General features: G+C 72.3%; 19 protein-coding genes. 5 read left to right on the top strand and 14 right to left on the bottom strand.

The window, feature by feature from the left end:
• Window positions 1–325 precede the first annotated feature (325 nt).
• A complete protein-coding gene (locus AB1460_RS26835; RefSeq protein ID WP_368964894.1) occupies window positions 326–1924 on the top strand; it encodes an MDR family MFS transporter in 1599 nt (532 codons plus the stop codon).
• 7 nt (window positions 1925–1931) lie between these two features.
• Window positions 1932–2606, top strand: coding sequence for a TetR/AcrR family transcriptional regulator (locus AB1460_RS26830; RefSeq protein WP_368964892.1), 675 nt, complete (start codon window positions 1932–1934; stop codon window positions 2604–2606).
• 301 nt (window positions 2607–2907) lie between these two features.
• Here the strand turns inward: AB1460_RS26830 and hpnH are convergent, their stop codons facing one another.
• From hpnH to AB1460_RS26780, 10 genes are all read right to left on the bottom strand, one after another.
• Window positions 2908–3915 (bottom strand): adenosyl-hopene transferase HpnH, encoded by a 1008-nt coding sequence (gene hpnH, locus AB1460_RS26825; protein WP_368964891.1) that lies wholly within the window; start codon window positions 3913–3915, stop codon window positions 2908–2910.
• 495 nt (window positions 3916–4410) lie between these two features.
• Complete coding sequence (gene ispH, locus AB1460_RS26820; RefSeq protein WP_368964890.1) at window positions 4411–6285, bottom strand: 4-hydroxy-3-methylbut-2-enyl diphosphate reductase; 1875 nt, start codon at window positions 6283–6285, stop codon at window positions 4411–4413.
• On the bottom strand, window positions 6282–8606 hold the full coding sequence (locus AB1460_RS26815) for a prenyltransferase/squalene oxidase repeat-containing protein (RefSeq protein WP_368964889.1): 2325 nt from the start codon (window positions 8604–8606) through the stop codon (window positions 6282–6284). The genes ispH and AB1460_RS26815 overlap by 4 nt, the downstream gene beginning before the upstream one ends.
• 91 nt (window positions 8607–8697) lie before the next feature.
• Window positions 8698–9714, bottom strand: coding sequence for a polyprenyl synthetase family protein (locus tag AB1460_RS26810; RefSeq protein ID WP_368964888.1), 1017 nt, complete (start codon window positions 9712–9714; stop codon window positions 8698–8700).
• Window positions 9711–11402 (bottom strand): hydroxysqualene dehydroxylase HpnE, encoded by a 1692-nt coding sequence (hpnE, locus tag AB1460_RS26805; protein WP_368964887.1) that lies wholly within the window; start codon window positions 11400–11402, stop codon window positions 9711–9713. The genes AB1460_RS26810 and hpnE overlap by 4 nt, the downstream gene beginning before the upstream one ends.
• Complete coding sequence (gene hpnD / locus AB1460_RS26800; protein WP_368964886.1) at window positions 11399–12301, bottom strand: presqualene diphosphate synthase HpnD; 903 nt, start codon at window positions 12299–12301, stop codon at window positions 11399–11401. Before hpnD ends, hpnE begins: the two co-directional genes overlap by 4 nt.
• Window positions 12298–13368: a squalene synthase HpnC gene (gene hpnC, locus AB1460_RS26795; protein WP_368964885.1), complete on the bottom strand. Its 1071-nt coding sequence runs from the start codon at window positions 13366–13368 to the stop codon at window positions 12298–12300. Before hpnC ends, hpnD begins: the two co-directional genes overlap by 4 nt.
• Window positions 13369–13912: 544 nt before the next feature.
• Window positions 13913–14641: an SDR family NAD(P)-dependent oxidoreductase gene (locus AB1460_RS26790; protein ID WP_420497377.1), complete on the bottom strand. Its 729-nt coding sequence runs from the start codon at window positions 14639–14641 to the stop codon at window positions 13913–13915.
• 520 nt (window positions 14642–15161) lie between these two features.
• Window positions 15162–15608 carry a DUF192 domain-containing protein gene (locus AB1460_RS26785; protein ID WP_368964883.1) on the bottom strand — a complete coding sequence of 149 codons (447 nt, stop codon included), beginning with the start codon at window positions 15606–15608 and terminating at the stop codon, window positions 15162–15164.
• A gap of 73 nt (window positions 15609–15681) precedes the next feature.
• Window positions 15682–16629 (bottom strand): TetR/AcrR family transcriptional regulator, encoded by a 948-nt coding sequence (locus tag AB1460_RS26780; protein ID WP_368964882.1) that lies wholly within the window; start codon window positions 16627–16629, stop codon window positions 15682–15684.
• A 177-nt stretch (window positions 16630–16806) separates the two neighbouring features.
• On the opposite strand from AB1460_RS26780, the gene AB1460_RS26775 reads away from it, so the two are divergent.
• Window positions 16807–19041: an MMPL family transporter gene (locus AB1460_RS26775; protein WP_368964881.1), complete on the top strand. Its 2235-nt coding sequence runs from the start codon at window positions 16807–16809 to the stop codon at window positions 19039–19041.
• A gap of 162 nt (window positions 19042–19203) precedes the next feature.
• Here the strand turns inward: AB1460_RS26775 and AB1460_RS26770 are convergent, their stop codons facing one another.
• Window positions 19204–20544 (bottom strand): aspartate aminotransferase family protein, encoded by a 1341-nt coding sequence (locus tag AB1460_RS26770; RefSeq protein ID WP_368964880.1) that lies wholly within the window; start codon window positions 20542–20544, stop codon window positions 19204–19206.
• 246 nt (window positions 20545–20790) lie between these two features.
• Between AB1460_RS26770 and AB1460_RS26765 the strand changes: the two genes are divergently transcribed.
• Complete coding sequence (locus AB1460_RS26765; RefSeq protein WP_368964879.1) at window positions 20791–21963, top strand: glycerate kinase; 1173 nt, start codon at window positions 20791–20793, stop codon at window positions 21961–21963.
• An 8-nt stretch (window positions 21964–21971) separates the two neighbouring features.
• Here the strand turns inward: AB1460_RS26765 and AB1460_RS26760 are convergent, their stop codons facing one another.
• The gene (locus AB1460_RS26760; RefSeq protein ID WP_368964878.1) at window positions 21972–23168 is read right to left on the bottom strand and encodes an ABC transporter substrate-binding protein; all 1197 of its coding nucleotides are present in this window, start codon (window positions 23166–23168) and stop codon (window positions 21972–21974) included.
• 50 nt (window positions 23169–23218) lie between these two features.
• Entirely contained in the window at window positions 23219–24046 is an 828-nt protein-coding gene (locus tag AB1460_RS26755; protein WP_368964877.1) for an NUDIX domain-containing protein, read from the bottom strand.
• 320 nt (window positions 24047–24366) lie between these two features.
• On the opposite strand from AB1460_RS26755, the gene AB1460_RS26750 reads away from it, so the two are divergent.
• Window positions 24367–25233 (top strand): RluA family pseudouridine synthase, encoded by an 867-nt coding sequence (locus tag AB1460_RS26750; protein WP_368964893.1) that lies wholly within the window; start codon window positions 24367–24369, stop codon window positions 25231–25233.
• A gap of 43 nt (window positions 25234–25276) precedes the next feature.
• Here AB1460_RS26750 and AB1460_RS26745 read toward each other — a convergent pair whose 3' ends face one another.
• Window positions 25277–26644 carry a DUF692 domain-containing protein gene (locus AB1460_RS26745; RefSeq protein ID WP_368964876.1) on the bottom strand — a complete coding sequence of 456 codons (1368 nt, stop codon included), beginning with the start codon at window positions 26642–26644 and terminating at the stop codon, window positions 25277–25279.
• Window positions 26645–26753 lie beyond the last annotated feature (109 nt).

Raw genomic sequence — 26753 nt, 5'->3', positions numbered from 1 at the left:
TCTCGTGTGCTCGGAGATTTGTTTAAGAGACAGCACCCGAGGCGAGCTACGGGAGCCCAACGTCACACCCGTTCGGTGGTGATTTTCGCTCAACGATCTCGCCAAGCAGGGCCCTGTATGACTAAAATTTAGTTGTAACAACCAACCAAAGGCCTTCGACCGAGGGAGGCTTCCCACGTCGACCCCGACGACGCCGCCGTCCGATCCGACCGGCGGCCACGCATCCGGAAGCACCGACCGCACCCCGGCGCCACGCACGCCGACGTCCGAGGAGCAGCGCCAGCGTCTCGCCAGCCCCGCCGGCCTGACCCGGCGGGAGACCGGGCTGGCGCTCACCGGCCTGCTGCTGGCCCTGTTCGTCTCGATGATCTCGTCGACGGTGGTCACGAACGCACTACCGAAGATCATCGCCGATCTGCACGGCAGCTCCACCAGCTACACCTGGATGATCACCGCCACACTGCTGGCGATGACCGCGACCACCCCGATCTGGGGCAAGCTCGCGGACCTGTTCAACCGCAAGGTGCTCGTCCAGACCGCGCTCGGGATCTACGTCGTGGGCTCCGCCCTCGCCGGCCTCGCGACGTCCACGGGCATGCTCATCTCGTTCCGCGTGGTGCAGGGCATCGGCGTCGGCGGCCTGTCCGCGCTGGTCCAGATCGCGATGGCCGCGATGATCGCCCCCCGCGAGCGCGGGCGCTACAACGGCTACCTCGGCGCGACGTTCGCCGTCGCCACGGTCAGCGGCCCGCTGATCGGCGGCGTGATCGTCGACATCCCCGGCCTGGGCTGGCGTGCCTGCTTCTACCTCGGCCTGCCGATCGCCCTGGTCGCCTTCGTGGTGCTCCAGCGCACCCTGCGACTGCCGGTCGTACGCCGCGAGGTCTCCATCGACTACCTGGGCGCGACCCTGATCGCCGCCGGCGTGAGCTGCGTGCTGATCTGGACGTCCCTGGCCGGTGACAGCTTCGGCTGGATGTCGGGTGAGTCCGCGATGCTGCTCGGGATCGGGCTGGGCCTGCTCGCCGTCGCGGTCGCCGTGGAGGCGCGGGCCCGCGAGCCGATCGTGCCGCTGCGCCTGTTCCGCAACCGCACCATCGTGCTGACCATCATCGCCAGCGGCTGCGTCGGCACCGTCATGTTCAGCGCGAACCTGCTGTTCAGCCAGTACTACCAGCTGGGACGGGGCGAGAGCCCGACCTTGTCCGGAGTGCTCACCATCCCGATGGTGACCGGTCTGGCGATCGCCTCGATGGCCTCGGGGCGGTTCATCTCCCGGACCGGCCGGTGGAAGCACATCCTGATCCTGGGCACGATCATGATTGGCACCGGGCTCGGCCTGCTCAGCATGGTCACCGACCGGACCAGCCTGGTCGTGGTGTCGTTGTTCGCCTGCGTGCTGGGAGCCGGGCTGGGGACCACCCAGCAGAACCTCGTCCTCGCCGCCCAGAACTCGGCCTCGACCGAGGATCTGGGTACGGCCAGCTCCACCGTCGCGTTCTTCCGCAGCCTCGGCGGCTCGACCGGCGTCGCCGCTCTCGGTGCGCTGCTCGGCAACCGCGTGAGCGGTGCCACCGTCTCCGGGCTGCGCGCCAGTGGCCTGCCCGCCGACGCTCTCGGGGACGGACGCTCCGTGCCCGACCCGTCTGCGCTGCCCGGCCCGGTCGCCGAGGTCGTGCACCATGCCTACGGGATGGGCGTGGCCGACGTCTTCCTCGCCAGTGCGCCGCTCGCCCTGCTCGCACTGCTCGCGATCCTGTTCATCCCCGAAATCCCGCTGAAGACGTCGGCGGGGGGCACGACCTCCGAACGTGTAATGACGAAACGCACCGCCCCCGCCCGGACCAGGGACGATCGCGACGAGAATGTGGAACTGACCGCCTGGCGGACGACCGCCGGTGCGTCTGCCGAACCTGCACCATAATCAAGGGGTGACACGCAGCCGTCGGCCCGAACAGACGGCCGATACCCGTCAGGTACTGCTGGCCGCGGCACGGCGCAGGTTCGCCGAACAGGGCTATGCCGCCACCGGCACCGAAGAGATCGTCGCGGACGCGCGGGTCACCCGAGGAGCGCTGTACCACCACTTCCGGGACAAGGCGGACCTGTTCCGAACGGTGATGGAACAGGTCGCGACGGAGGTCGCCGAGCAGCTCGTCGCAGGCGAGCTCGCCCGCGGCGCCGAGCTGCCGAGCGACGCCTGGACGCAGCTGCGCACCGGCTTCCAGTCGCTGCTCGACATCTCCACGACCGACAGCGACTTCCAGCGCATCGTCCTCATCGACGGCCCGGCTGTCCTCGGCAACGACGCCTGGGACCAGCTCGTCGAGCAGCACGGCTACCGGTTGCTGTCGGAGTGGCTCGAGCGGGCCGTCGCCGAAGGACGCATCGACCCGCTGCCGGTCGCTCCGCTGACCCGGCTCGTCGCCGCGCTGCTGGCCGAGGCCAGCCTCTACACCGCACGCGCGGCGGATCCCGACCGGGCCCGCACCGACGTCGGCATCGTGCTGGACCGCCTGCTGCGCGGCCTCGGCCGTCGCGGCGGCGACCTGGCCGACCAGCCGGCGGTCAGTGCCGGTGCTCCCCGCCCGTCCGACGGTGTCTGACCGGCCCACCAGGCCGGCCAGCACCTCCTACCGCACCCATCCATCGACCGGACCGACCACCGACATCACGGCACGGACCACAGCCCCACAGCACGGGCTCTGCCCGCCGCCGTTCAGGCGCATGCTCCGGCAGCTCCTGAACGGCGGCGGGCAGAGCCCCCGGACACCTCCCCCGGGAGGCTGCCCAGCCAGAACGGGCCATGCCCGGAACGCACCAACGCCGCCCCGACCCAACGGGTCGGAGCGGCGTCAGTGGTGGTGCGCGTGGAACTGACTCAGCGAGCTGAGGAACTCAGGGAGCTCAGGCGCCCATCCGGGCAGCCCGGATCGACTCCTTCAGCGAACCCATGGTGGCCAGCACGGCAGAGGTCTCGTACCCGCAGTGCGCCATGCAGTTGGCGCAGCGCGGGTCCTTGCCCCGGCCGTAGGAGTCCCAGTCCGTCGTCTCGACGAGCTCCTTGTAGGACGTCGTGTAGCCGTCGGACATCAGGTAGCAGGGCTTCTGCCACCCGAACAGGGAGTAGCTCGGAATCCCCCAGGCGGTGCAGGAGAGTTCCTTCTTGCCTTCCAGGAAGTCCAGGAAGACCGGCGAGTGGTTGAGACGCCACCGCTTGCGCCGGCCGTCGCCGAACACCTTGGCGAACATCTGCCGGGTCTCCTCGACCGCGAGGAAGTGCTCCTGGTCAGGAGCCTTCTCGTAGGCGTAGCCCGGCGAGAGCTGGATCTGGTCGACCTTCAGGTCGTCGTTCAGGAAGTTGATGACGTCGATGACGTCCTGCGGACTGTCGTTGTTGAAGAACGTCGAGTTGCTGCCGACCTGGAAACCGGCTGCCTTCGCGGCCCGGAAGGCCTCGATGCACTCGTCGAACGTGCCAGGCTTCTCGACGATGGCGTCGTGGCGCTCCTTCAACCCGTCGATGTGCAGGATGAAGGTGAAGTAGGGCGACGGAGTGAAGTTCTTCAGCTTCTTACGGAGCAGCAGCCCGTTGGTGCAGAGGATGACGAACTTCTTGCGCTTCACGAGGGCGTTGACGATCTCGTGGATCTGCGGGTGCATCAGCGGCTCGCCACCGGCGATGGCGACGACCGGAGCACCGCACTCCTCGACGGCGGCAAGCGCGTCCTCGACGCTCATGCGCTGCTTCAGGACGGATGCGGGGTGCTGGATCTTGCCACAACCCGTGCAGGACAGGTTGCAGGCGAACAGTGGCTCGAGCTCCAGGACGAGCGGGAAGTGCTTCCGGCGGAGCAGCTTCTGCTTCGCCAGATACGTTCCAACGCGGAGTGAGTACCGCCAGGCGACAGCCACAGCTCACGCCCCCCTTTCATCGGCCGCTTCACGGGGCGACCCAGGTCTGTGGAACGACCATACAGCCTGTACGTACAGCCTGCATGTCGATCAGAGAATGAGTTCTGGCACACATCGAGGTCAAAAGCTGCCGCAGCCGCACGGGACCACTGTGTCAATACCGTGGGGCCCGCCGGGCCTGCCTTCGGAGAACCCGGGACGGCGGGAACGTTACCGCCGGTAGTCATGATCGGGCGTTCTGAATCACGTTCGTCACCCTGCGCGATTCAGGGCCGGGCGGGTGTGGAACGGCCAATCGGGCGGCTGACATATTCGCGACAGCGGCCCGGTCCGGCACCTTTTCCACGAACGGGCGGGAACACGTCGGCGGCCCGGGCTCGAAGCCGAGCCCGGGCCGCCGACGGTGCGACAACCGGCGCCACCGGGGCGGTGCCACAGGCGGCACCGGCGGGAACGGGGAGGGGACGCGCGGGACGAGAACGCCCGCGCGCCGTCTTACTTCCGTTCTGACAACGGCCGGCGGACTTCCTTCGGCAGATGGAAGGAGATGGACTCCGTCCCCACCGAACGGACCGCCACCGACGCCGAGCCGAGCCCCGACAGCGCTGCTGTGAGTTCCTCGACCAGCAGGGGCGGGGCCGACGCGCCCGCGGAGATACCGATCGTCCGCGCGTCCCGGAGCCACTCGAGCTGGACGTCGCTGACGCTCTCCACGAGGTAGGCCGCGGCCCCCTCGCGTTCGCTGACCTCCACCAGCCGGCGCGAGTTCGAGCTGTTCTCCGAGCCGACGACGAGGACGAGATCGGCCTCGGCCGCGACCCGGCGCACCGCGTTCTGCCGGTTGGAGGTGGCGTAGCAGATGTCGGCCGAGCCCGGGCCGACGACGGCCGGGAAGCGGTCGCGCAGCGCGTCCACCACCTCTTCCGCCTCGTCCACGGCCAGCGTGGTCTGCATGAGGTAGGTGATCCGGTCGGGGTCGCTGACCGCGAGGTCCTTGACCGCCTCGGGTGACTCGACCAGCTGGATCTGGCCAGGGGCCTCGCCGAGCGTGCCCTCGACCTCCTCGTGGCCGGAGTGGCCGATGAGCAGCACCGTGTCACCCCGCGCGGTGAAGCGCCGGGCCTCGGCGTGCACCTTCTCCACCAGCGGGCAGGTGGCGTCAATGACGTCCAGCCCGCGGCCGCCAGCCTGGTCCCAGACCGAGGGGGCCACACCGTGCGCGGAGAAGACCACGGTCGCGCCGGGCGGGACCTCGTCCAGTTCCTCGACGAAGACCGCGCCGCGGCTCGCCAGATCGGCGACGACGTGGGTGTTGTGCACGATCTGCTTACGCACGTAGACCGGCGCACCGTGGATCTCCAGCGCGCGCTCCACCACCTCGATGGCCCGCTCGACCCCGGCACAGAACGCACGGGGCTCGGCGAGCAGCAGGCGGCGGTTGCTCACCGTCTCCACCCAGGTACGGAGGGCCGGGCCGAGTGTGCTGATCGTGCGCAGGCTGGTGACGCCGCGCCGAATCAGGTCCAGCCGCCCGAGCGGTTCCTCGGAGGTGTCCACGATGACCCGGACGGCGGCCAGCGGCCGGTTGCCCGCGCCGGGCGCGAGGGCGGCGGACTCCATGTCCACCGCGATGGCGCCGGTGGCGGCCAGTTCGGCCCGGGCGGCGCCGGTCGCGACCTTGGCGACCGAGACCATCGGGCCGACGTGCACCCGCAGGCCGGCCCGCCGCAGCTCACCGGCGAGCAACGGGGCGGTCGGGCAGGTGGTGACCACCGTGCCGTCGGCCAGCCGCAGCTCACTGGCGACAACGATGTCGCCGGGCCGGGTCTCGGGCGACAGCCCGCCCGCGAGGCCGACGATCGCCAGCGCGTCCGGCCGCGCCTCCCGCACCGCCCGGTTCGCCCGGTGGGCCCGGTCAGGCCCCATCCCGGTGCGCACGAACACGGTGCCGGGCGGCAGGTCCGCGCGGCCGATCGCGAAGGCCTCGAGACGCAGCGCCGCCGCGACCACGAGCCGCGGGGAGCGGGGAGCCGGCTGGACCGACGAGCCCCTGGTCCCGCTCAGGCCGGTCAGACCGGTCATCGCGGCCGGCCGGGCGCCGGCGTCCGCCACCTGGACCGGGACCGCGCCCGGTCGGGTGGCGCCGCCGGCCCAGCGGGCCAGCGCCAGCGGCGAGGCGCTGCCGGCGCGTGACGGCCCACCGGCCGGCGGGACGGCGCCGGCCTGCTCGGGGATCGAGGCGCGCGGGCCCGTGCTGACGGCGGCTGTACCCGCCGCAGGACCGGTGGCCGTCGCACCGTCGCGCGGTACCGAGGAGGGCGGGCCACCGTGCTCGGCCGCCCCTCCGTTGTCTGCTGCCGGGATGCTCATCGGAACGACCTGCCGGTGAGGCTCGCATACCGACCGAGGGCCGTCACCGGGAAGACCAGCCGGTACAGGTGGTAGTTGATGGAGAAGTCCCAGGGGAAGCCGGTTCCGGTGAACTGGGGCTCGTCCCAGGTGCCGTCCGGCCGCTGCGTGTCACACAGCCACCGCACGCCGCGTTCGATCGACTCCCACTCCATGCTCCCCCGCTCCGGTTCGGCGGCCAGCAGCGCCAGCAGTGCCCAGGCCGTCTGCGAGGCGGTCGGCTCACCGCGGCCGATCCAGGCGTCGTCGCGGTAGGAACGCAGGTCCTCGCCCCAGCCGCCATCCGCCGTCTGGTGCTCGACGAGCCAGTGCAGGGCGGAGAGGATCGCCGGGTGCCGGGCGCTGACCCCCGCGGAGATCAGCGCGGGCACCACCGCGCCCGTGCCGTACACGTGGTTGACGCCCCAGCGGCCGAACCACGAACCGCCCGCCTCCTGGTTGTCCAGCAACCACCGGACCGCCCGCTGGGTGATCGGGTGATCCGACCGGCCGAGCAGCGCGAGCATCTCGACCATGTGTGCGGTGACGTCCGCCGACGGCGGGTCGACGACCTCACCGAAGTCACAGAACGGGATCTTCGTCACCAGGGTGCGGACGTTGTCGGCGTCGAAGGCGCCCCACGCACCGCTGGACGACCGCATGCCGACCGACCAGTCGACGCCCCGCTCGGCGGCGGCGCGCAGCTGGCGCGCGAGCCCCGGGTCCGCCGCGGCGATCGTGCCCGCGCCGGCGGCCGACGACACGGCTGCCGCCGCCGCTGCCACCGCCGAGCCGGGGCCGGAGCCGTCGGAGTGGTCCACCGGGCCGTGCCCGTCACCGAGCAGGCGGTGGATGGCGATGACCACCTCGGCGGTGTCGTCGACGTCCGGGTAGAAGTCGTTGTCGAACTCGAACGCCCAGCCGCCCGGCGCCAGGGTGGGGCGGCGCACCGCCCAGTCACCGGCGACCCGCACCTCCTCGTCGGCGAGCCACTGGCCGGCCCGGACCATCGCCGGGTGATCGCCGCCCAGGCCCGCGTCCGACAGCGCGACGACCGCGAGCGCGGTGTCCCACACCGGCGACTGGCAGGCCTCGATCCGGCGCACCATCCCGTCCGGTGTCTGCTCCCGGATCGTGAACCGGTCGAGGGCGCGGAACGCCTGCGAGATCACCGGGTGGTTGAGCGGGTAGCCCATGAGGTGCAGAGCCATGATCGAGTAGACCATCGGCGGCTGGATGCCGCCCCAGCAGCCGTCCGCCTCCTGCCGGGCGATCACCCACTCGGCGGCGCGGCGCAGCGCGAGCCGGCGCAGCGGCTGGAACGGGCGCTTCTCATAACGGTGCAGCACCGTGTCGAGCCGCTCGAACGCGCCCGCCCAGCTGCGCAGCGGGGACTTCTGCGGCTTCGGCGCGGGAACCCGCAGCTCGTCCAGGGTGAAGCCGAACGAGCGGACCGGTCGCAGCGAGCCGACGATCGTCAGCGCCACCACGGTCTGGCGGGCCCAGCAGGCGAAGTCGTAGATGTTCAGCGGGAACCACGGCGGCAGGAACGACAGCTCCGCGGGCAGAACCGGGACGTCCTCCCAGGGCCACTCGCCGAACAGCGCCAGCCAGATCCGGGTGAAGACCCGGGCGGCGGCGATCCCGCCCGCGGACCGCACCCACTCGGCGGCGGACCGCATGTGCGGGGCCTGCGGATCGTCACCGGCGAGCCGGAGCGCGACGTAGGCCTCGATGGTCGTCGAGATGTCGGACGGGCCGCCGTAGAACGTCGCCCAGCCACCGTCGGACTGCTGCTGGGAGCGGATCCACCGGCCGGTCTCCGCCGCCGCCTCCGGCGAGAGGATGCCGAGGAACTGCCGGAGCATGAGATCCTCGGCGTCCATCGTGACGTTGGTCTCCAGCTCCCCCTTCCACCAGCCGTCCTCGGCCTGCAGGGCGAGCAGGTGGTCACGCCCACGCCACAGGGTGTCGACCACCGGGTCGGCGTGGGTGACAGCCGGCGGCGCCACCGGGGCGGGCGGCGCAGGAGCCGCGGTCGCCGTGGCGGAGGCCGTGGCGGAGGCCGGGTGCGCATGCGGGTGTGGCTGTGCGGGCGGGTGTGGCTGTGCAGGCGGGTGCGCGGGCGGGTGGGGCTGTGCGTGCGGGTGGGGCTGTGGCTGCGGTACACCGGTCAGCACCGCGGCGCCGGCCTCGAACGCTGTGGTGCCCTCGACCGGTGCCGCCCCCGACGGGGCCGGAACCTGCGGGCTCGGATGCGCGGCCGTCGGGGCAGCCGAGGACTGGTCCGAAGTCAGGCTCATCGACGACTCCCCTCGTCATACAGATGCAGGTTCAGGTGGTGCTGATGACCGCCGGGAGGCCGGCGGGCGGGTACTGCCACCTCGCTCCCCCTCAGCGATCTCGTTCGGTCACGAACCGCGCCATCGCCAGCAGCTCGGCCTCGGCCGACGCCGGGATCGAGATCGACCGCAGCGCGTTCTCGCACGCCTTGAGCTGCCGGTCCGCCTCGGCGGTGGTCCAGTCGCGCCCGCCGGCCTGCTCGATGAGCGCGGCGATCCGCGCCAGCTCGGCCTCGGACGCCTCACCCTCGCCGGTGAGGAAGGCCCGCAGCTCGTCGGCGTCGGCGCCGCCGGCCTCCAGGGCCACGACCACCGGCACCGACTTCTTCCGGGAACGCAGGTCGTTGAGCACGGGCTTCCCGGTCACCGCCGGATCGCCCCAGATACCGAGAAGGTCGTCGATGAGCTGGAAGGCTGTGCCCAGCCGGGAGCCGTACTCGGCGAGCCCGTCCACGACCGCGTCGGGGGCGCCGGCGAGGACCGCGCCGAGGGAGGCGGAGCAGGCCAGCAGCGCGCCGGTCTTGCCGTCCTCCATGTGCAGGGTCTCCGCGACCGAGACGTCCGAGCGGCTCTCGAACAGCAGGTCCTCGGCCTGCCCGCGGACGAGGTCCTGGACGCCGGCGCCGAGGATCACCGCGGCGCGGCGGCCCGGCTCGCCCTCGACCTCGAGCAGGACCTGGGTGGCCAGACCGAGCAGCGCGTCGCCGGCGAGGATGGCGCCGTCGGCACCGAAGACCGTCCAGGCGGTCGCCCGGTGGCGGCGCTCGGTGTCGCCGTCCATCAGGTCGTCGTGCAGCAGCGAGAAGTCGTGCACCAGCTCGACGGCGACGGCGGCGGGCAGCCCGACCTCGGCCGGGGCGCCGGCGGCCTGCGCCGACAGCAGGGCGAGCGCCGGCCGGACGAGCTTGCCGCCGCTGCCGGAGAGGGGCTCACCCGCCGCGTCAACCCAGCCGCGGTGGTAGGCGACGACGTGGCGCAGCCGGGGGTGGAGCCGGTCCACCGTGGCGCGCAAGGCGGGCACCGTCAGGTCGCGCCCGCGCTCGATCGCTTCCGGAACCGTTGTGGTCATACCGGGAATCCCCCCGTGGACTTGGACGTCTCTGTCTGGGTGGTCACTGTCTGGGCCGACACTGGCCGCGCCGCCGCCGGCTGGCCCGCCGACGACTGGGCCGGTGCTGGCTGGCCCGCCGACGACTGGGCCGCCGCCGGCTGGCCCGCCGACGGCTGGCTCGGTGCTGGCTGGCTCGGCGCTGGCTGGCTCGCCGCCGACTGGATCGGCAGGCCGCCGAGCGACTCTCCGAGCTTCCCAGGCGGACCGCCATCAGTCGTTGACAGCGTGCTCCCGGATACCCCCATGGTGGCGAGCGTCTCACGGGCAGCAGCAATCCCGCTACGCACAGCACCTTCCATGGTTGCTGGCCACCCGGTGTCCGTCCAGGTGCCGGCCAGCGCGAACCCGGGCAGACCGGTCGCCTGAACCGGCCGCAACCCGAGCGAGCCGGGCGCCTGGCGGAAGGTCGCGGTGCGTTCCCTGGTCACGAACACCTCGAGCAGCTCGGCGTCCCTGGCCGCGGGGAACAGCCGGCGCATCTCGTCGACGAACAGCGCCCGCAGGCTGTTGGCGGGCTGGTCGACCCATTCCTCGGCCGCCGACTGCGACAGCGCGAGGTACTGCGCTCCGGGCGGCCCCACCTTCGCCAACCCGGAGGAGACCGTCCGGTCGAAGATCCACTGAACGGGTGAGCCCACCACGGCGAGCATCGGCCCGTCCAGCACCGGCCGGTCGTAGATCATGTGCACGTTGATGATGGGTGAGACACCCAGCGCGCGCAGTTTCGCCGGGTCGACCCCGGAACCCTCCGGCAGCAGGCTGGCGGCGGCCGGCGGCTGCACCGCGAGCACGACACCGTCGGCGGTGAGGACCTCTCCCCCGTCGAGGGTGACCTCCCAGCCAGTGGACGTCCGGACGATGGCCCTGGCCTTGGTGCCGGTCCGGACCGTGCCACCCGCGGCGGTCAGCGCCCGCACGGCCGCGTCACCGTGGAGCTCCTGCAACGGCGCCTCGGGCCAGCCCAGGTCACCCGCATCGGCCCCGTCCAGCAGGCCGGTGCGGACCACCTTGGCGGCCAGGCCGAGCGAGGCCTCGGACGCCGGGGCGTTGATGGTGGCGACGGTGAGCAGCTCCCACAGCGCCTCGGTGGCGGCGGCGCTCTGGCCGTGCCGCTCGAGCCAGCCGCCGAAGGAGTCGCCGTCGACGTTCGGGTCGCGCTGGTCCAGCCGACCGATCTGGAACGCGGCCAGCGCCGCCCGCAGCCGGTCGACGAGCGGCAGCGCGCGGTAGCCCAGCAGTGCCGGCGCCAGATGCAGCGGCGCGGGCAGCGGCAGCCGGGTCCGGCGCAGCCGGGTCCGGGTCAGCGAGTCCGCGAGCAGTACCTCGACGTCGAGCCTGGGCTGCAGGGTGGTCAGGTGCGTCACGCCGAGGCGGGCGAGCAGCCCGCGGTAGGCGGTGCAGCACCGCATGAAGACGTGCTGGCCGGTGTCGATCCACAGCGAGCCGCCCTGGAACGAGCGCTGGAACGACGTCGTCTGGCCGCCGAGGCGCGGGCGCGCCTCCAGCAGCACCGGCTCGGCGCCCTCGTCCGCGGCGACGAGCGCCGCGGCGATGCCCGCGAGTCCCCCGCCGATGACGACGACCCTCCCCCGGCCGCCGGGGGCGGTCCCGCTGCCCCGAGTACGTGTGTCCCCCCGTGCGCTCATGCCGCCCTGGACTCCGATCTGCCGGCGAGGCTGCGGGCCGCCACGACGGCCTTCTCCCAGCCCGGCAGCGAAAGCCGGCGCTCGAGGACCGCGGTCGGGTCCTGCCGGATGCGCCGGTTCAGACGCAGGTAGATACCCGCCATCGCGCCGCAGCAGGCGGCGCTGCGCCGGTCCAGCAGTCCCAGCAGGGCCAGGCCGCGGGTGTACCACTCGTCAGCGCGGGCGGCGCAGTCACGCAGGTAGTCGACGAGCGCCTCCTCCGGGCCGCCGAGGCGCCCGGCCGCGTTCACCGAAAGGATGACGCCGGCCTTCTCCAGCTCCGTCGACGGCAGGTACGTCCGCCCGTTGAGCAGGTCCTCACGGACGTCCCGCAGGATGTTCGTCTGCTGCAGCGCGACACCGAGCGCGTCGGCGATCTCGGCCGAGCGGGCGTCGCCGGCCGAGCCGTCCACCCCGAAGATGCCCAGCGAGAGCCGCCCGATCGTGCCCGCGACCAGCCGGCAGTAGCCGACCAGGTCCTCGAAGGTCTCGTAGGTGGCGCCCCGGACGTCGCTCTCGCACCCGTCGGCGAGCTCGATGAACGCCTCCATCGGGATCGGGAAGCGCCGGGCGGTGTCCGCCAGCGCCACCATCACCGGGTCGGAGCTGTTCGGATCCAGCGCACGGACGTCGGCGCGGACCTGCTCCAGACCGGCGAGCTTCTCGTCGTCCGGCAGATCGCCGTCCCCGATGTCGTCGAGCCGGCGGGCAAGGGCGTAGACCGCGGACAGCGCGCCCCGTTTCTCCGCCGGCAGCAGCCGGATGCCGTAGCTGAAGTTCCGCGCGGCCTCCCTGGTCAGAGCCTCGCAGGAGGCGTACGCCTCGGCGACCGTCGAGCTGCCCGGCACACCCGCGCTCATCTGGCACCCTCCGCGCTGTGGACGTCGGTTCCGGCAGGCGCCCCGGCGGCGCCGGTGGTGGCGCCCGTCGGGGCGGTGTTCGTGGCACCCGTCGGGGCGGTGGTCGTGGCGCCCGTCGGGGGAATGCTCGTGGCGGCGGTACCCGCGGCCCGGGCGGCGGCGCCGGCTCCGGGCAGCCAGGTCTGTGCCAGCGCGACTGCGGCAAAGGCTGCGACCCGCGACTTGGGAGCCTTGGGCGTCCCGCCGAGCATGTCGTAGTCGGCACGCCGGATCGCGTCCAGCGCGGCCCGCCCGCCGCCGACGAAACCGGCCATCGCCAGCCGCAGCCGGCCACCCACCAGGCCCACCAGCGGAGCTCCCTGGTCGAGCAGGGCCCGGGCCCGGGCCACCTCGAAGGCCATCAGGTGGCGGACCGCGGGCGAGGCGACCGGCGCGGCCAGATCGGCCTCGGTCACCCCGAAGGCCTCCATGTCCTCCAGGGGCACGTAGATCCGGCCCATGGCCAGGTCCTCGGCGACGTCCTGGAAGTGCTCGGCCAGCTGCAGGGCGGTACAGATCCGGTCGGACAGCGCGATCCGCGCCGGCGTCGCCAGCCCGAACACGCCGAGCACCATGCGCCCGATCGGGTCGGCCGACAGGGTGCAGTAGCGAACAAGATCGTCATAGGTGTCGTACCGGGTGACCACCTGGTCCTGGCGGTTGGCCTCCACCAGCCGGCGGAACGGCTCGGCGGGCAGGTCACAGGCCCGCACAGTCCGGGCCAGCGTCTGGTGCACGGGCAGCTTCGGCTCGCCCCCCGACCAGATCAGCTCGAGATCGGCGCCGAGCTCGTCAAGCAGGGCGAGGCGGTCACCGGGGGCCTCGTCGCCGATGTCGTCGACGAGCCGCCCGAAGACGTAGATCGCGTTCAGGTGCTCGCGGAGCCGCGCCGGGAGCAGCCGCGAGGCGACCGGGAAGTTCTCGGCGGTCGCGGCCAGCAGAACCTGCTCGGCAGGCGTGCTGAGATCGGTCACGCCGAGGGGGGCAGACGGACGCGGTGGGCCGGTTCGGGCGTCGATTGCGGTCATACGCCTCTCCTTACGTGGCGGTCTGCGCTCCGGGTGCGCGGTGCGGTGTGCGTCGTGTGCGTCGTTCGTGCCGGCCCACCGCCGTGCGTGCCGACCGCGATGTCTCCCCGACCCGCGGTGGCTCCGGCCATCGTGCGGGCCCGATCGCCGGGGCCGCCACCACTGGCCGGAGGGTGTGCTGGCAGGGCCGCCGCCGGTCAGGCCGGATGCCGGTCGATCCCGGCAGGCTGGCCCGGTCTCGGTAACGTGACCGGGTCACCCCGGCCTGGTCGGTCGGGGCCCGGCACAGCGCGTGCCCGGGGCGGCGGTGGGTCCGCCCGGGCGACGCATGCCGTGGTCAGAGGCAGGGCGTTGCGGTGTTCACAGCGGCCTTACGGTTACGGCGTTCACATCGGTGTCGCGGTGCTCACAGCGGCAGGGCCGGGACGCCACCGCGTGGGCGACGCCCCGGATCCGCCATCGCCGCCGGTAAGGTCACCGGCGGCGACTGGAGCAGTTCGCTCCGCTCACTCACCTCCCGGGCCGGGGCCGCCGGATGCGCACATCATCCGAAGACACCGGCCAGGCGGCGGTACAGCGACGGCGCCGCGCCATGCACGCGCGCGGCGGCGGACAGCCAGCGGGGAACCCACACCTCTGCGTCCCCTCGGCCGGTGGCGGTGAGCATCCGCTGTGCCACCAGACCGGCCGGGATGGGACGCGGCCACCGGCGCACGTACGGTGCGCCGCGCCGGTGGAAGAAGGGCGTGTCCACAGCTCCCGGTAAACACAACGTGACGCTGATGCCACGTCCCCCGACTTCGGACCGCAGCGCGTCGGCGAAGCCGACCATCGCCGCCTTCGACGCCGAGTACGCGACCTCGCCACGCACGCCCAGCGCACCCGCGATGCTGCCGACCAGCAGGATCCGGCCCTGCCCGCGCTCGAGCATCGCCGGCAGCATGGCCCGGACGAGCATCATCGGGGCCAGGACGTTGACCGCGACAAGATCCTGGATCGCGGACGGAGGCATCACGTCGAACGGCCCCGCCGCGCCCAGGCCCGCCGAGCAGATCAGCAGATCCACGTCGCCGAGCAGTTCCGAGGCGCGGGAGGCCACGGTGACCTCGCTGCCGGGACCGGCGAGGTCCACGGCTATCCGATGCCCCTGGGTCGCCGCGGCGACCTCGTCCAGCGCCGCACCGTTGCGCCCTACCAGGAGCGAACGACAGTTCTGATCAGCGAGCAGGAGGGCCGCCTCCCGTCCGATGCCGGAGCTGGCTCCGGTCACCACGGCAGTGCGTGGCGGCCATCCCCTCGACGAGGCGGGTCGCGCGCCGCTGGACACGGCGGCCTGGCTCCCCTCGCGCGCAGCCGCGCGGGGCCGAGCGTTCACAGCCCACCACCTCGGGTCACACGGTCCCCCCCGTGGTCCCGTTCCGGCACAGGTATCACGTCACCTACTGCTTCCGTTTATGTCGCCCTCCACCATCGGCGTTCCACGTGTGGCGGGATCAGCGTGCACTCCCGCCCACCGCCGGCTCGCTTCGAGCGGCTCCACCATTTCATCGTCCCGAGGCCGGGTCGTCCATCGTCAGATGGACGACATCGGGCCTTGCTCCCTTACCACACATTCCTCAGGTCAGCGGCAGACCAGATGCGGATTCACCTCGCCGAAGCATGTGCCGAATTCCGCCCGGATTTTCTGGGCGGAATGACACAGCATTGACATCTACCGGACATCGAGACGTAGCTCACGCCTGCGGGAGCCACCGCGCCTGTCGAACCTGCCGACCATCGGCTACACCCTGCCGTCAGTCCGAACCCATCGCCACCGGATCGCCGACGACGACACCGGCGAAGGTGTGTGCCGGAGCCTCCACCGCCTGCGTGTAGACCCCGTCCGGGTAGTAGACGGGGCAGGCCGACGGATCGTCGCCCGGACACGGCGTCATCTCCCGCACGCCGACAACCCTACCGTCCCGGACAAACATGATCGAAAGGGGCAGCACGGTGCGGTACATGTAAAAGCCTGATGTCGTCTCGCCCCCGAAATCAAAGATCATTCCCTGCCCGGGGGGCAGGTGGGTACGAAACATCAGGCCTTGGCGCCGCTCCGCGTCACTGTCGGCAACCTCGGCCTCGACCGTGACCCCGCGGACCCGGACGGTGATCGTCGGCTCCGCTGCCGGGCCCGCCACATCGCCAGAACTCGCGGTCCCGTCACAGGCCACGACGAACACGGCAGTACCGGCCGTCACCAGAGCATGAGCCGCCCGCGCACGCAACCGTGACGGATCACCCGGGCTCCGCCCGGCACGGGCGATACGCGCGCTACGGGCGCCGGCCCGCGGACGGGTCCGCGGACTGCTCTGGTCCCAGCGCGGCAAGAGCGGCCTCCACGATCAGACGCTGAAGTTCCTCGGGCAGCAGCGGCGCGAACGGTGACAGCGCGCCGACACGGGTCACCGCGGCTGCCAGGCCATCCGCACCGCCGTCTCCAGTAAATCCGGTCAGGACCCGAATGCCTGTCGGACTCCCCACGCCAGTGGTGGTGGCACCCGCGACCGGCCGCGTACCCCCCTTCTCCACGGCCCACCCCGCCGGACCGCCATGCGCGCCCGGACCCGCCGGGCCGCTCGGCGTTGTCCCCACGCCACGCACCGATGCCCCCGCGGCACCATCCGCCGCGCTCGACGTGCTGTCCGTGGCCGCGGGGCCGTTCCCGGCCGCCGCGACAGGATCGGGGGCGGGCCCGTCGCCGGCTACGCCGCCGCGGCTGCGCAGCTGTTGCATCGCACTGCCCATGACGCCGCTCTGCACACATCCCACCGCACAGCGGGCCCGCAGGAGCCGGGCCGGGGTGGGTCGCGGGCCGGCCAGCGCCCCGATGATCGCCTCCTGCTGGGAAAGGATGTCGTCCTTGCCGATCCGGTGATGCAGCACCGAGGGATCATTCGCGAACGCGCAGAGCACCACCCCGGTCTCGGCCAGCAGTCTCACCAGCGCGGTGAGGATCGTCTGCGGCGGCGGCGGAGGGTCACACCGAGCCAACTCGACCAACTGCGCGAACCCTGACTCGAAGGGCGAAATCAACGCGTCGAGAATCATCTCCTTGGACGAGAAGTGGTAGTAGAGCGCGGCCTTCGTCACTCCGAGTCGTTCGGAGATGTCACGCACCGACGTACCCGCATACCCTCGTTCCACGAAGAGCTCCACGGCGGCCGTGAGGATCCGCGTGCGGGTGTCGACTCCCTGCGAACGCGAGCGTCCGGCGACCACCAGTTCTCACCCCCAGAGGACGGGTCAGGCGCGAATGTTACCCTGACTCCACTTACCGACCGATCGGTAAGTAGAGTACGTGCACGGCGCCCACCGGGACCACCGTCGATCAGCAAGGGCCGTTACCGAGTCACGGACAGTGACGCATCGGCCTTCCAGAACCTCCGAGGGGAGATCATGGCAAAGCTCGCGCGCTGGTGCTTCCAGCACCGCTGGCTCGTCCTGTTCGTGTGGGTAGCGGCTCTTGTCGGCCTGACAGTTCTCGGCCGGGTCACCGGCGAGGACTACAAGGACACGTTCTCGCTGCCGGGCACCGACTCCCAGAGGGCGATCGACCTCCTCGAACGTGACTTCCCCGCCCAGTCCGGCGACAGCGCGTCGATCGTCCTCCACGCCCGCTCCGGCACGCTGACCGACGCCACGCTCCGGACACAGATCACGGACATGGTGGACGAGCTCGCCGAGCTGCCGCACGTCACCGAGGTCATCGGGCCGTTCAGCCCGCAGGGCGAAGGCCAGATCAACCAGGCCGGCACCACCGCGTTCGCGACCGTCGCGCTCGACCTGCCCGGCAACGAGCTCGCCGTGTCCGACATCGAGCACGTGGTCGACACCGCGCGCTCCTACGACCGCGACGCGCTGCAGGTCGAGGCGACGGGACAGGTCGCCGCCGTCACCGAGCAGGCCGAGCAGGGCGCGAGCGAGCTCATCGGCATCGTGGCCGCGGCCGTCATTCTGTTCCTGGCGTTCGGGTCCCTGCTCGCGGTCACCCTCCCGCTGATCACCGCGCTGGCCGCGCTCGGGGTCGGGCTCAGCCTCACCGTCCAGGTGTCGCACCTGACCTCGGTCGCCGAGTTCAGCACGATGCTGGCGACCCTCATCGGGCTGGGTGTCGGCATCGACTACGCCCTGTTCATCGTGAACCGCCACCGCATCGGCCTGCGTGCCGGTCGCTCGCCCGAGGACGCCGCCGTCAACGCGGTCAACACCTCCGGCCGCGCCGTGATCTTCGCCGGAATGACGGTCTGCATCGCACTGCTGGGCCTGTTCGCCCTGGGTGTCACCTTCCTCTACGGGGTCGCGCTCTCCGCCGCCCTGGCGGTGGCGATGACCATGCTGGCCTCGGTGACGCTGCTGCCCGCCCTGCTCGGCTTCTACGGGCGCAAGGTGCTCAGCCGCCGCGAGCGCCGCCGGATCGACGCCAACGGGCCCGAGCCCGAGCAGCCGTCCGGCTTCTGGTGGCGGTGGGCCAAGGGGGTCGAACGGCGCCCGGCGATCCTGGCCGTGGTGAGCGCCGCGGCGATCGCCGTGATCGCGATCCCCTTCTTCTCCCTGCGGCTGGGATCGTCCGACCTCGGCAACGGCTCGGACAGCAAGAGCACCAAGCGAGGCTACGAGCTGCTCGCCGAGGGCTTCGGGCCCGGGTTCAACGGCCCGTTCATCCTCGCCACCGAGATCTCGGGCCCGGCGGACCTGCAGACGTTCGAGCGGACCATCGAGGCCACGAGAGACACCGAGGGCGTCGCCTCGGTGACCCCGCCGAGGGAGAGCCCGAACGGCCGGGCCGCGATCGCCACGCTCTACCCGTCCTCCAGCCCGCAGGCGCCGGAGACCGCGGAGCTCCTCGAGAGGCTGCGTGACGACGTCATCCCACGGGCGACCGCCGGTGCGGCGCCGGTCTACGTGGGCGGTGGCACAGCGACCTTCGAGGACTTCGCAGCGGTCCTGGCCGACAAGCTGCCGCTGTTCATCGGAATCGTCGTCGCGCTCGCGTTCATCCTGCTGGTCGCCGTGTTCCGCAGCCTGCTGATTCCCCTCACGGCCTCACTGATGAACCTGCTGGCCGTCGGCGCGGCGTTCGGCGCCGTTGTCGCGGTGTTCCAGTGGGGCTGGCTCTCGGATGTCTTCGGTATCAGCCCGGGGCCGATCGAGGCATTCCTCCCGGTGATGCTGTTCGCGATCCTCTTCGGCCTTTCCATGGACTACGAGGTCTTCCTCGTCAGCCGCATGCACGAGGAATGGGTCGCCCGCCGCGACAACCGCATCGCGGTCTCGCTCGGCCAGGCGGAGACCGGCCGGGTCGTGTCCGCCGCCGGCGCCATCATGACCCTGGTGTTCGCGTCGTTCATTCTCGGCGACGAGCGGGTCATCAAACTGTTCGGGCTGGGGCTCGCCCTCGCCATCGCCATCGACGCCTTCGTCATCCGCACGGTTCTGGTGCCGGCACTCATGCACCTTTTCGGCCGGGCGAACTGGTGGCTGCCCCGCAGCCTCGACCGGGTGATTCCGCACCTGTCGGTCGAGTCCGCGGACGACCTCCCCGAGGTCGACCCGGAGGCGCTCCCCCTCGGGCTCTCCGACGAGGTGCCCCAGCAGCCACACGGGTCCACCGAGACCGAGCGCACCCACTGATCCACCGGCTGGCCGGCCTCGGCCGGCCAGCCTCCCTCGGCGCTGTTCAGCTGCCCACCGCCCGGCTCGCTCCCCTGCCCGTCAGGGCCCGCGAGCCGGGCGTCGTGGTTCCGGGAGCGGGTTCCCCTCCTGGGGGCTGTCCCGCCTGTCCGGCCTGGTGGCCTATCCGGCCTGGTGGCTGTCCGCCGCGGTCAGCGCCTCGTCCAGAATCGCCAGACCGAGCCTGATCTCCTCCGCGGTCGTCGTACAGGGCGGCGCGATATGGACCCGGTTGGACTGGATGAACGGCCAGAGCCCACGTTGCCGGCAGGCCTCGGTGAGGGCCGTCATCGGCCGCGCGTCCGGCCCGGCCGCGTTGAACGGGACGAGCGGCTCGCGCGTGCCGCGGTCGCGGACGAGTTCCAGCGCCCAGAAGGCACCGAGCCCGCGCACCTCGCCCACGCACGGGTGCCGCCGCGCGAGCGCGGCCAGTTCCGGTCCGATGACCTCCTCGCCCAGCTGCCGGGTCCGGGCCAGGATCCCCTCCGCCTCGAAAGCGCCGATGGACGCCACCGCCGCCGCGCAGCCAAGCAGGTGACCTGAATAGGTGAGCCCGCCCTGATAGGGCTGCCGTGCGAACCTCTCCGCGATGTGCGGGGCGAGGATGACACCACCGAGCGGTGCATAGCCCGAGTTGACGCCCTTGGCGAAGCAGACCAGGTCGGGGACGACGTTCCAGCGGTCGACGGCGAACCATTCCCCGCAGCGCCCGAACCCGGACATCACCTCGTCGGCGATGAAAACGATGCCGTGGGCGGTACACAGTTCGCGGACACCGGCGAGATATCCGTCCGGAGGCACCAGGATGCCGTTCGTCCCGACAACCGGCTCGATCATGATCGCAGCGATGGTTCCCGGGCCTTCCAGCTCGATCACCTCGGCGAGGTGCGCCAGCGCGCGCTCGCCTTCCTCGCGGGCGTTCGCGGCGTGGAACGACGAGCGGTACAGGTAGGGCCCGAAGAAACGGACGACGCCGGGAATCCCGGGTTCGCTGGGCCAGCGCCGCGGCTCCCCGGTCAGCGTGATCGCGCCGGCGGTGGCCCCGTGGTACGACCGGTACGCGGTGAGGATCTTGTGTCGGCCGGTGGCGAGCCGGGCCATCCGCAACGCGTTCTCGGTCGCCTCGGCGCCGCCGTTGGTGAAGAAGACCCGGTCGAGATCACCAGGAGCCCGGTCGGCGATGAGGCGCGCCGCCTCCGAGCGGACGGCGTGCGCGTGAAACGGCGCGATCGTCACCAGATCGCGGGCCTGGGCCACGACCGCCTCGACCACCGCGGGATGCTGGTGGCCGATGTTGGCGTAGACCAGCTGCGAGGCGAAGTCGAGGTAACGCCGGCCGTGCTCGTCCCAGAACCAGCTTCCCTCGGCACCGGCCACCACCAGCGGGCGATGGCTCCCCTGAGCGGACCACGAGTGGAACACATGCCGGTGGTCATCGGCGCCCGTCGTGCTGGCATCCGTCACGTCGCCTCCAGAACCACCGGGTCTCGGGCACCCGTCACCGGGATGCCGCCTGGAGTATGCATCTGACCACGCGCGCCGGATCCCCTGCCAGCGCCGTCGGCGGGCGATGCGGCACAGTGAGGGAGATCGCCACCAGCCCTCGTCGCGACACCGGCAGGCGCCACGCCAGGTCCCGTTACAGGTCCAGGTACACGGCCGGGCCCGAAGTCGGGTCGGGGTCGGTCTGCCGTCACGGAAGGGAGTCCCATGTCCGTCCCCGCAGCCTCGCCGCCGACGCCCACGACCTCCGGGCGTCCGCTGCGGGTCGTGATCGCGCCCGACTCGTTCAAGGGGTCGATCCCGGCCACCGACGCGGCGGCTGCCCTGGCCAGCGGCTGGTCCGCGACCCGCCCGGACGACACCGTGGTGACGATCCCGATCGCCGACGGCGGGGAGGGCACCCTCGACGTGTTCGCCGCCGCCGTCCCCGGCGCACGCCGGCAGCGGCGCGACGTGACCGGGCCGGACGGGCGCACCGTGCCCGGCGCCGCCTGGCTGACCCTCCCGGACGGGTCTGCCCTGGTCGAGCTCGCCGAGGCCAGCGGGCTGCCGCTGATGCGCGCACCGGACCCGCTCGGCGCGCACACCACCGGCCTCGGCGAGCTGATCGGCGCGGCGCTGGACGAGGGCGCCCGCAGGATCCTGGTGGCGCTCGGCGGCTCGGCGTCCACCGACGGAGGCACCGGCCTCCTGCGGGCCCTCGGTGCGCGTTTCCTGGACACCGCCGGCCGGCCGCTGCCCCCCGGTGGCGGCCCGTTGGCCGACCTGGCCGCCGTCGACCTGCGCGGGCTGCGCCCCGGGCCACCGGATGGTCTCCAGGCCCTGGTCGACGTCGACGCTCCGCTGCTCGGCCCCACCGGAACGGCGGCCGTCTTCGGCCCGCAGAAGGGAGCCGGGCCGGAGCAGATCACCCGGCTGGACGCCGGACTGGCGCGCCTCGCCGACCTCATGCCCGGCGCCGCCGCGGCGGACGGCGGGCTCGCCACGCGGCCCGGGACAGGTGCGGCCGGCGGGACCGCCTATGGGCTGGCCGCCGCGCTCGGCGCGACGCTCGTACCCGGCGCCCGCACCATTGCCGAGCAGGCCGCCCTGCCCGCCGCGCTGGCACGGGCCGATCTGGTGATCACGGGCGAGGGGCGCTTCGACCGGACGTCGACGGGAGGCAAGGTGGTCGGCGGCGTGCTCGACCTGGCGGCGGCGGCACGGGTGCCCGTCCTGCTGGTCGCGGGCCAGCTCGACGGGCCCGTCCCGCCCATGGTCAGCGAGGCCCTGGCGCTCGTCGACCTGGCGGGGGACCGGGCGGCGGCCATCGCCCGGCCGGGCCACTGGCTGACGCGTGCGGGGACCCGCCTGGCCGCGTCCCGCCGGCTGGTGACCTGAGCTGAGGCTCAGGCGCCGCCGGGGCTCGGCGTCACCTCGATCGGTTCGAAGCTCTCGCCGGTGACGTCGACGTCCGCCGCCCGCAGGTTCGCCAGTGCCTCCCGGGCGAACTCGTTGGTGTAGGCGGGCCCGGCCGGGTCGGCGCGCAGGACGGCCCGCCCGTCGGCGTTGCGGGTGCCCCGGGCGATCTCGACCGTCCGCTGCCAGGACGACTGGTCGATCACGCCGATGCCCTGCGGGGACGGCCAGATGAGCTTGTTGACCTCGTTCATCTGCCAGAGCTGGTGGCTGGCGCCGAGCTGCGAACCGGCCGCTACCACCAGATCACGGCACTCCCGCGCGTTGTCCCGGCAGTACGCCCAGCCCCGCAGGGAGGCCTCCAGGAACCGGGTGGTCGTCCGCCGGTAGGCCGGGTCGCTCTCCAGCCTCGGGGTGGAAGCCCAGATGGCGTCCTGCAGCATGGCGGTGCCGACGTCGTTCCAGTCGATGACGGCGAGGTCCTCGGAGGTGTAGAGCCTGCCGGTGCGAGGGTTCTCCGCCTCGAGGATCTGGGCGTACTCGTTGTAGCTCATCGCGGCGGCGGCGTCGATCTCGCCGGACAACAGCGCTGTGACGTCGAACTCCTGCTGGACAAGGGTCGTGTCCGCGCCCGGGTCGAGCCCTGCTCCGGCCATACCGGCGAACAGCTCGAACTCGTTGCCGAAGCCCCAGGTCCCGACCCGCCGGCCGCGCAGGTCCGCCGGTTGGCGGATGCCCGCGTCGGCGAAGCTCACCTGCCACGTCCCCGAGCGCTGGAAGATCTGGCCGACATCGGTGATCCGCGCGCCCTGCTCCCGCGCGGCGAGAGCCTTGGGTACCCAGGCGATCGCGAAGTCCGCCCTCCCCTGCGCAAGGACCTCCTGCGGCACGATCTCGGTGCCGCCCTCGAGAATCTCCACGGCCAGGCCGACGTCCGCGTAGAAGCCCTTGTCCCGGGCGGCGATGTAGCCGGCGAACTGGGCCTGGGTGAACCACTGCAGCTGCAGCCGCACCGCGGTGACCGGGACGCCGGCATCCGCGCCAGCGCCGCTGCCGCTGCTGCCGCCGAGGCCGCCCGCGCCGCCCGTGGTGCCTGTGGTGCGCGGGTCGCAGGCCGCGAGCAGGGCACCCGCCAGCAGGGCTGCGAGCAGGCACGCCGTGAGCACGGCGGCGCGAGGTCTTCTCATCGTGCCTGTTCCGGAAGTGGGGAAGGTCCGTCGTCGGACTGTAGGCAGGATCAGCCGCCGTTCGGGTGGGAATCCGCGGTGCCGGAGCGGGCCGCCGCGGGCGGGGCGACCGCCCCGGCCGGCCCGGCGGGTGGCGGGGATTCGGCGGGCACCAGGTAGCCGTGCTCGAGATAGCCGGCGCCGTGGTGCTGACCGCGCAGCCCGGCCGCCGCGCGCACGCGGCGCGCGTGCAGAACGGGAAGCACCTCCCCGACCTCGGACAACGGCGTGAACGCGCAGTTGATGATCTCGTTCATATCGAGGCGGATGCGGTCCCGCCAGGCCGTCGGCAGCAGCCCGCCGTCGAAGACGAAGAGCAGCATGTCGCCGACCCGCCCGTCGGACGCCCAGTCCACGACCAGCAGCGGCCCGATCGGCGGGACGATGCCGATCTCCTCCTCCACCTCGCGGACACAGGCCGCGTACGGCGACTCACCGGGTTCGATGAAGCCACCGGGAATGTCCCAGCCGGGCTTGTAGGACGGTTCGACCAGCAGCACCCGGCCCTCCTCGTCGAAGAAGAGCGCCCCGGCGGCGGCCCGGGGCCGGGCCATCGGCGGGCCCCCGTTGCCGTTCTCGGTGGCCTTCCACCAGTCGACGGGCTCCGGCTGGGCCACCACGTCGGTGGGGGCGGCGCCGCCGTGGCCCGCGCGGCCCGGGGCACCGCCACCGTTCGCCGCGCCGTTCGCCGCAACGGGTGCCTCGCCCGCCACCGCGCCCGCGACCCCCACCACACCACCGGACCGGGCGGCACGCGCGCCGCCCTCGCCCCCCGGGGCCGGCGCCAGGGTGTGGCTGGGCATCGAGGCGGTCAGCCCGGACACACGCAACGCGGTCACGGAATGTGACGAATGGTCTGGCTGGCGGGAGCCGGCAGTCATGATGGTCCCTTCTGCCGCTACGGGCAAACTAGCTGCTACTGGGCTTATTACACGAATCCTCGACGGTTTCCGACATCGGCTTGCGCACTGTCAGCCAGATGTCGGGCCCGGCACCGACACAGTCGGGTGCGGGGCGCGCGCAGCCGAGCACCTGAAACACGTCGGAAACCTCGAGGTCGCCCACGCAGGTCAGAACAGACCCTCTCCTTCCCGGAGGTTCCCGTTCCTCCGCCTGCCGCGTGGCGAATACTTGAATTGTGAGCATCGACACGGTGGGGATGGGCGGTCTCGTGACGGAGTGGACAAGAGTCCGCGAGGAACGGCGGATCTTCGAGGACGAGGCGGTCCTCGCCCTGGACAAACCAGTCGGTGTGTCCGTCATGGGCGAACGGCACGACACCGACCTCGTCACCATGGCTCGGGCTGCCGGCGAGGAGCTCTTCCCGGCGCACCGGATCGACAAGGTGACCTCCGGAGTCGTCCTGTTCGCCAGGGAGCTGCGCTTCCACGGCGACCTCACCCGGCAGTTCAACCGCCGCACCGTGGAGAAGGCCTACCTTGCGCTGACCCGTACCCGAGGGGTCCCCGAGACAGCCACCATCGACCTCCCGCTCAGCGTGGGCCGCAAGAACCGGGTGCGCATCGCGGCCAACCGTGCCGACATCGTCGCCCTGCCCGCCGGCGCCGGCCCCTCCGCTCCCGACGGCGGAGGCGGCAGCGCCTCCGACGACGACGTTGGCGGCGGAGGGGGAGGCGGAGGCGGCATGCTGTGGACGGTTCCCGCGGCCAAGACGTTTCCGCACGTCAGGACCTATCCGTCCATCACCCGTATCGCCCGTGTGTGGCAGGGCGACCGGCACACGCTGCTCATGGCGCGCCCGGTCAGCGGCCGCCGGCACCAGATCCGGGTCCATCTTGCCTGGATCGGGCACCCCATCGAGGGCGACCCGCTGTTCGAGCGGGCCCCCGTCACCCGCACGTTCCTGCACTCCTGGCAGCTGGCCTACGACGCGGCCTGGGACGGTGGTCGCCGCAGGTTCACCGAAGCCGCGCCCGGGGCGGACTTCTGGGCCGCACTGGACCCCGCCGAAGCGGCGGCGGCGGCCGCCGCCCTCGCCGGGTTCACCGCCCCGGCAGCCTTCTGAGCAGCCCGACCGCCCGGTAGCTCGACCGCCCGTAGCCGGACGTTCAGACCCGGCGGCCGGGTACCGCCGCGCCGCCGGGACCGAGATGGCGTGCCGCGAAGGCGGCGAAGGCCCTGGCGTCGGCCAGCAAGCCGCCCGGCGGCCGTGGCGTTCCGGCGGCGTAGTCCCGGAACAGGTGGGGGAAGCGCCCGTCGAGCTGGTCGACCAGGTCGGGCAGGCGGTGGGCTACCCCCCACAACCGCTTCTCGACCAGCGCCGCGGCCTGGGCCTCGACCCGGTCCGCGTCGAATCCGGCGGGGAGCGGCGCCCCCGCGACGAGGGCTGCCAGCAGCGCTCGCTGGGCTCTCCCAAGCTTCCTGCGGTCACCCTCGCCGCCGGGCGTGCTCCGTCCCAGTGCCGCTCTCCCCCAGCCCGCCCAGCTGTCCCGGCCGGGACGCCGGGACGCCCGCCCGCCGGACGACAGAGCCCGCCCGCCGGACGACAGAGCCGGCGCGGCCGCGGCCGTCATCGCTCGGTCCGGGGATGGCCGGTCCACGGGCGGGCGGTCCGGGGAGAGTCGGCTCGGGGAGGGCGAGCCGACGGTGGGCGGGCTCGCGGACGCCACGGTGGCGCGGATCTGGGCCAGCTCGGCCGCCAGTCCGGCGGCGGACGGGTAGGCACCGTCGCGCTCGAGCAGGAATCCGGGAAGGTCCACGCGCGACGCGGCCGCGGCCAGGAGGTCCAGGACGGGCCCGGCGAGCGGATGGGTGTGGGTGTCATGCCACAACCCGTGCCGCAGGACCCCGCCGGCGACATGGACGTACGCGAGTCGCTCCAGGGGCAGCTCGTCGAGCTCCCGGAGGGGGTCGGCCAGCCCGAGGTTCACGCGGGCGGTGTGCAGGTTCGCCACATCGAGCAGCAGTCCGACATCCGCCCGCTCGACGAGCTCGCCGACGAACTGGCCCTCGGTGAGCTCGTCGTCGGGCCAGCCGAGCAGCGGGGCGACGTTCTCCAGCGCCAGGGGCACCGGCAGTGCCGCCCGGGCGGCCCGCACGTTCCGGACGATCACCGCCAGTGCCTCGCGGGTCCGCGGCACCGGAAGCAGGTGCCCGCTGTCCAGCGCCCCGACCCGGCAGAAGGCCATGTGCTCGCTGACCAGCGGTGCACCGAGTGCCTCGGCGACAGCGGCCAGCCGGGCCAGACGCGGTCGCTCGGGACGGTCCGCGCCGCCCAGGTTCAGCGAGACGCCGTGCGGGATCACCGGGACGCCACGTGCACGCAGCTCAACCAGGCCCGGGGGAAGGCGGTCCGGGTCGACGTTCTCCGCGATCACCTCGACGAAGCCGATCTCAGGCAGCTCGGCGATCACTGCGTCGATCTCCGGCCGCCAGCCGATGCCGCAGCCCAGTGCCAGACCGGCTCCTGTGGTCACACCAGTCCGCCGCTCCTTCGATCCTGCCGGCCGCCACGCCCCCGTGGTTGTGGAGCTGTCTCATATCCACATCCACGAGACACCGCGACCAGATAGGATATCGCATGCC

It is taken from the genome of Parafrankia sp. FMc2 (assembly GCF_041008525.1).
Classification (GTDB): domain Bacteria; phylum Actinomycetota; class Actinomycetes; order Frankiales; family Frankiaceae; genus Parafrankia.
The sequence above is the reverse complement of the archived record's forward strand: the minus strand, read 5'-3'. Positions and strand labels throughout refer to the sequence as shown.

Excerpts from the sequence above, each read along its gene's own strand:
- hpnD (WP_368964886.1), bottom strand. The coding sequence starts at position 12,301 with ATGAGCGCGGGTGTGCCGGGCAGCTCGACGGTCGCCGAGGCGTACGCC.
- AB1460_RS26775 (WP_368964881.1), top strand. The coding sequence starts at position 16,807 with ATGGCAAAGCTCGCGCGCTGGTGCTTCCAGCACCGCTGGCTCGTCCTG.
- hpnC (WP_368964885.1), bottom strand. The coding sequence starts at position 13,368 with ATGACCGCAATCGACGCCCGAACCGGCCCACCGCGTCCGTCTGCCCCC.
- hpnE (WP_368964887.1), bottom strand. The coding sequence starts at position 11,402 with ATGAGCGCACGGGGGGACACACGTACTCGGGGCAGCGGGACCGCCCCC.
- ispH (WP_368964890.1), bottom strand. The coding sequence starts at position 6,285 with ATGAGCATCCCGGCAGCAGACAACGGAGGGGCGGCCGAGCACGGTGGC.
- AB1460_RS26765 (WP_368964879.1), top strand. The coding sequence starts at position 20,791 with ATGTCCGTCCCCGCAGCCTCGCCGCCGACGCCCACGACCTCCGGGCGT.
- AB1460_RS26815 (WP_368964889.1), bottom strand. The coding sequence starts at position 8,606 with ATGAGCCTGACTTCGGACCAGTCCTCGGCTGCCCCGACGGCCGCGCAT.
- AB1460_RS26810 (WP_368964888.1), bottom strand. The coding sequence starts at position 9,714 with ATGACCACAACGGTTCCGGAAGCGATCGAGCGCGGGCGCGACCTGACG.
- AB1460_RS26760 (WP_368964878.1), bottom strand. The coding sequence starts at position 23,168 with ATGAGAAGACCTCGCGCCGCCGTGCTCACGGCGTGCCTGCTCGCAGCC.
- AB1460_RS26750 (WP_368964893.1), top strand. The coding sequence starts at position 24,367 with ATGGGCGGTCTCGTGACGGAGTGGACAAGAGTCCGCGAGGAACGGCGG.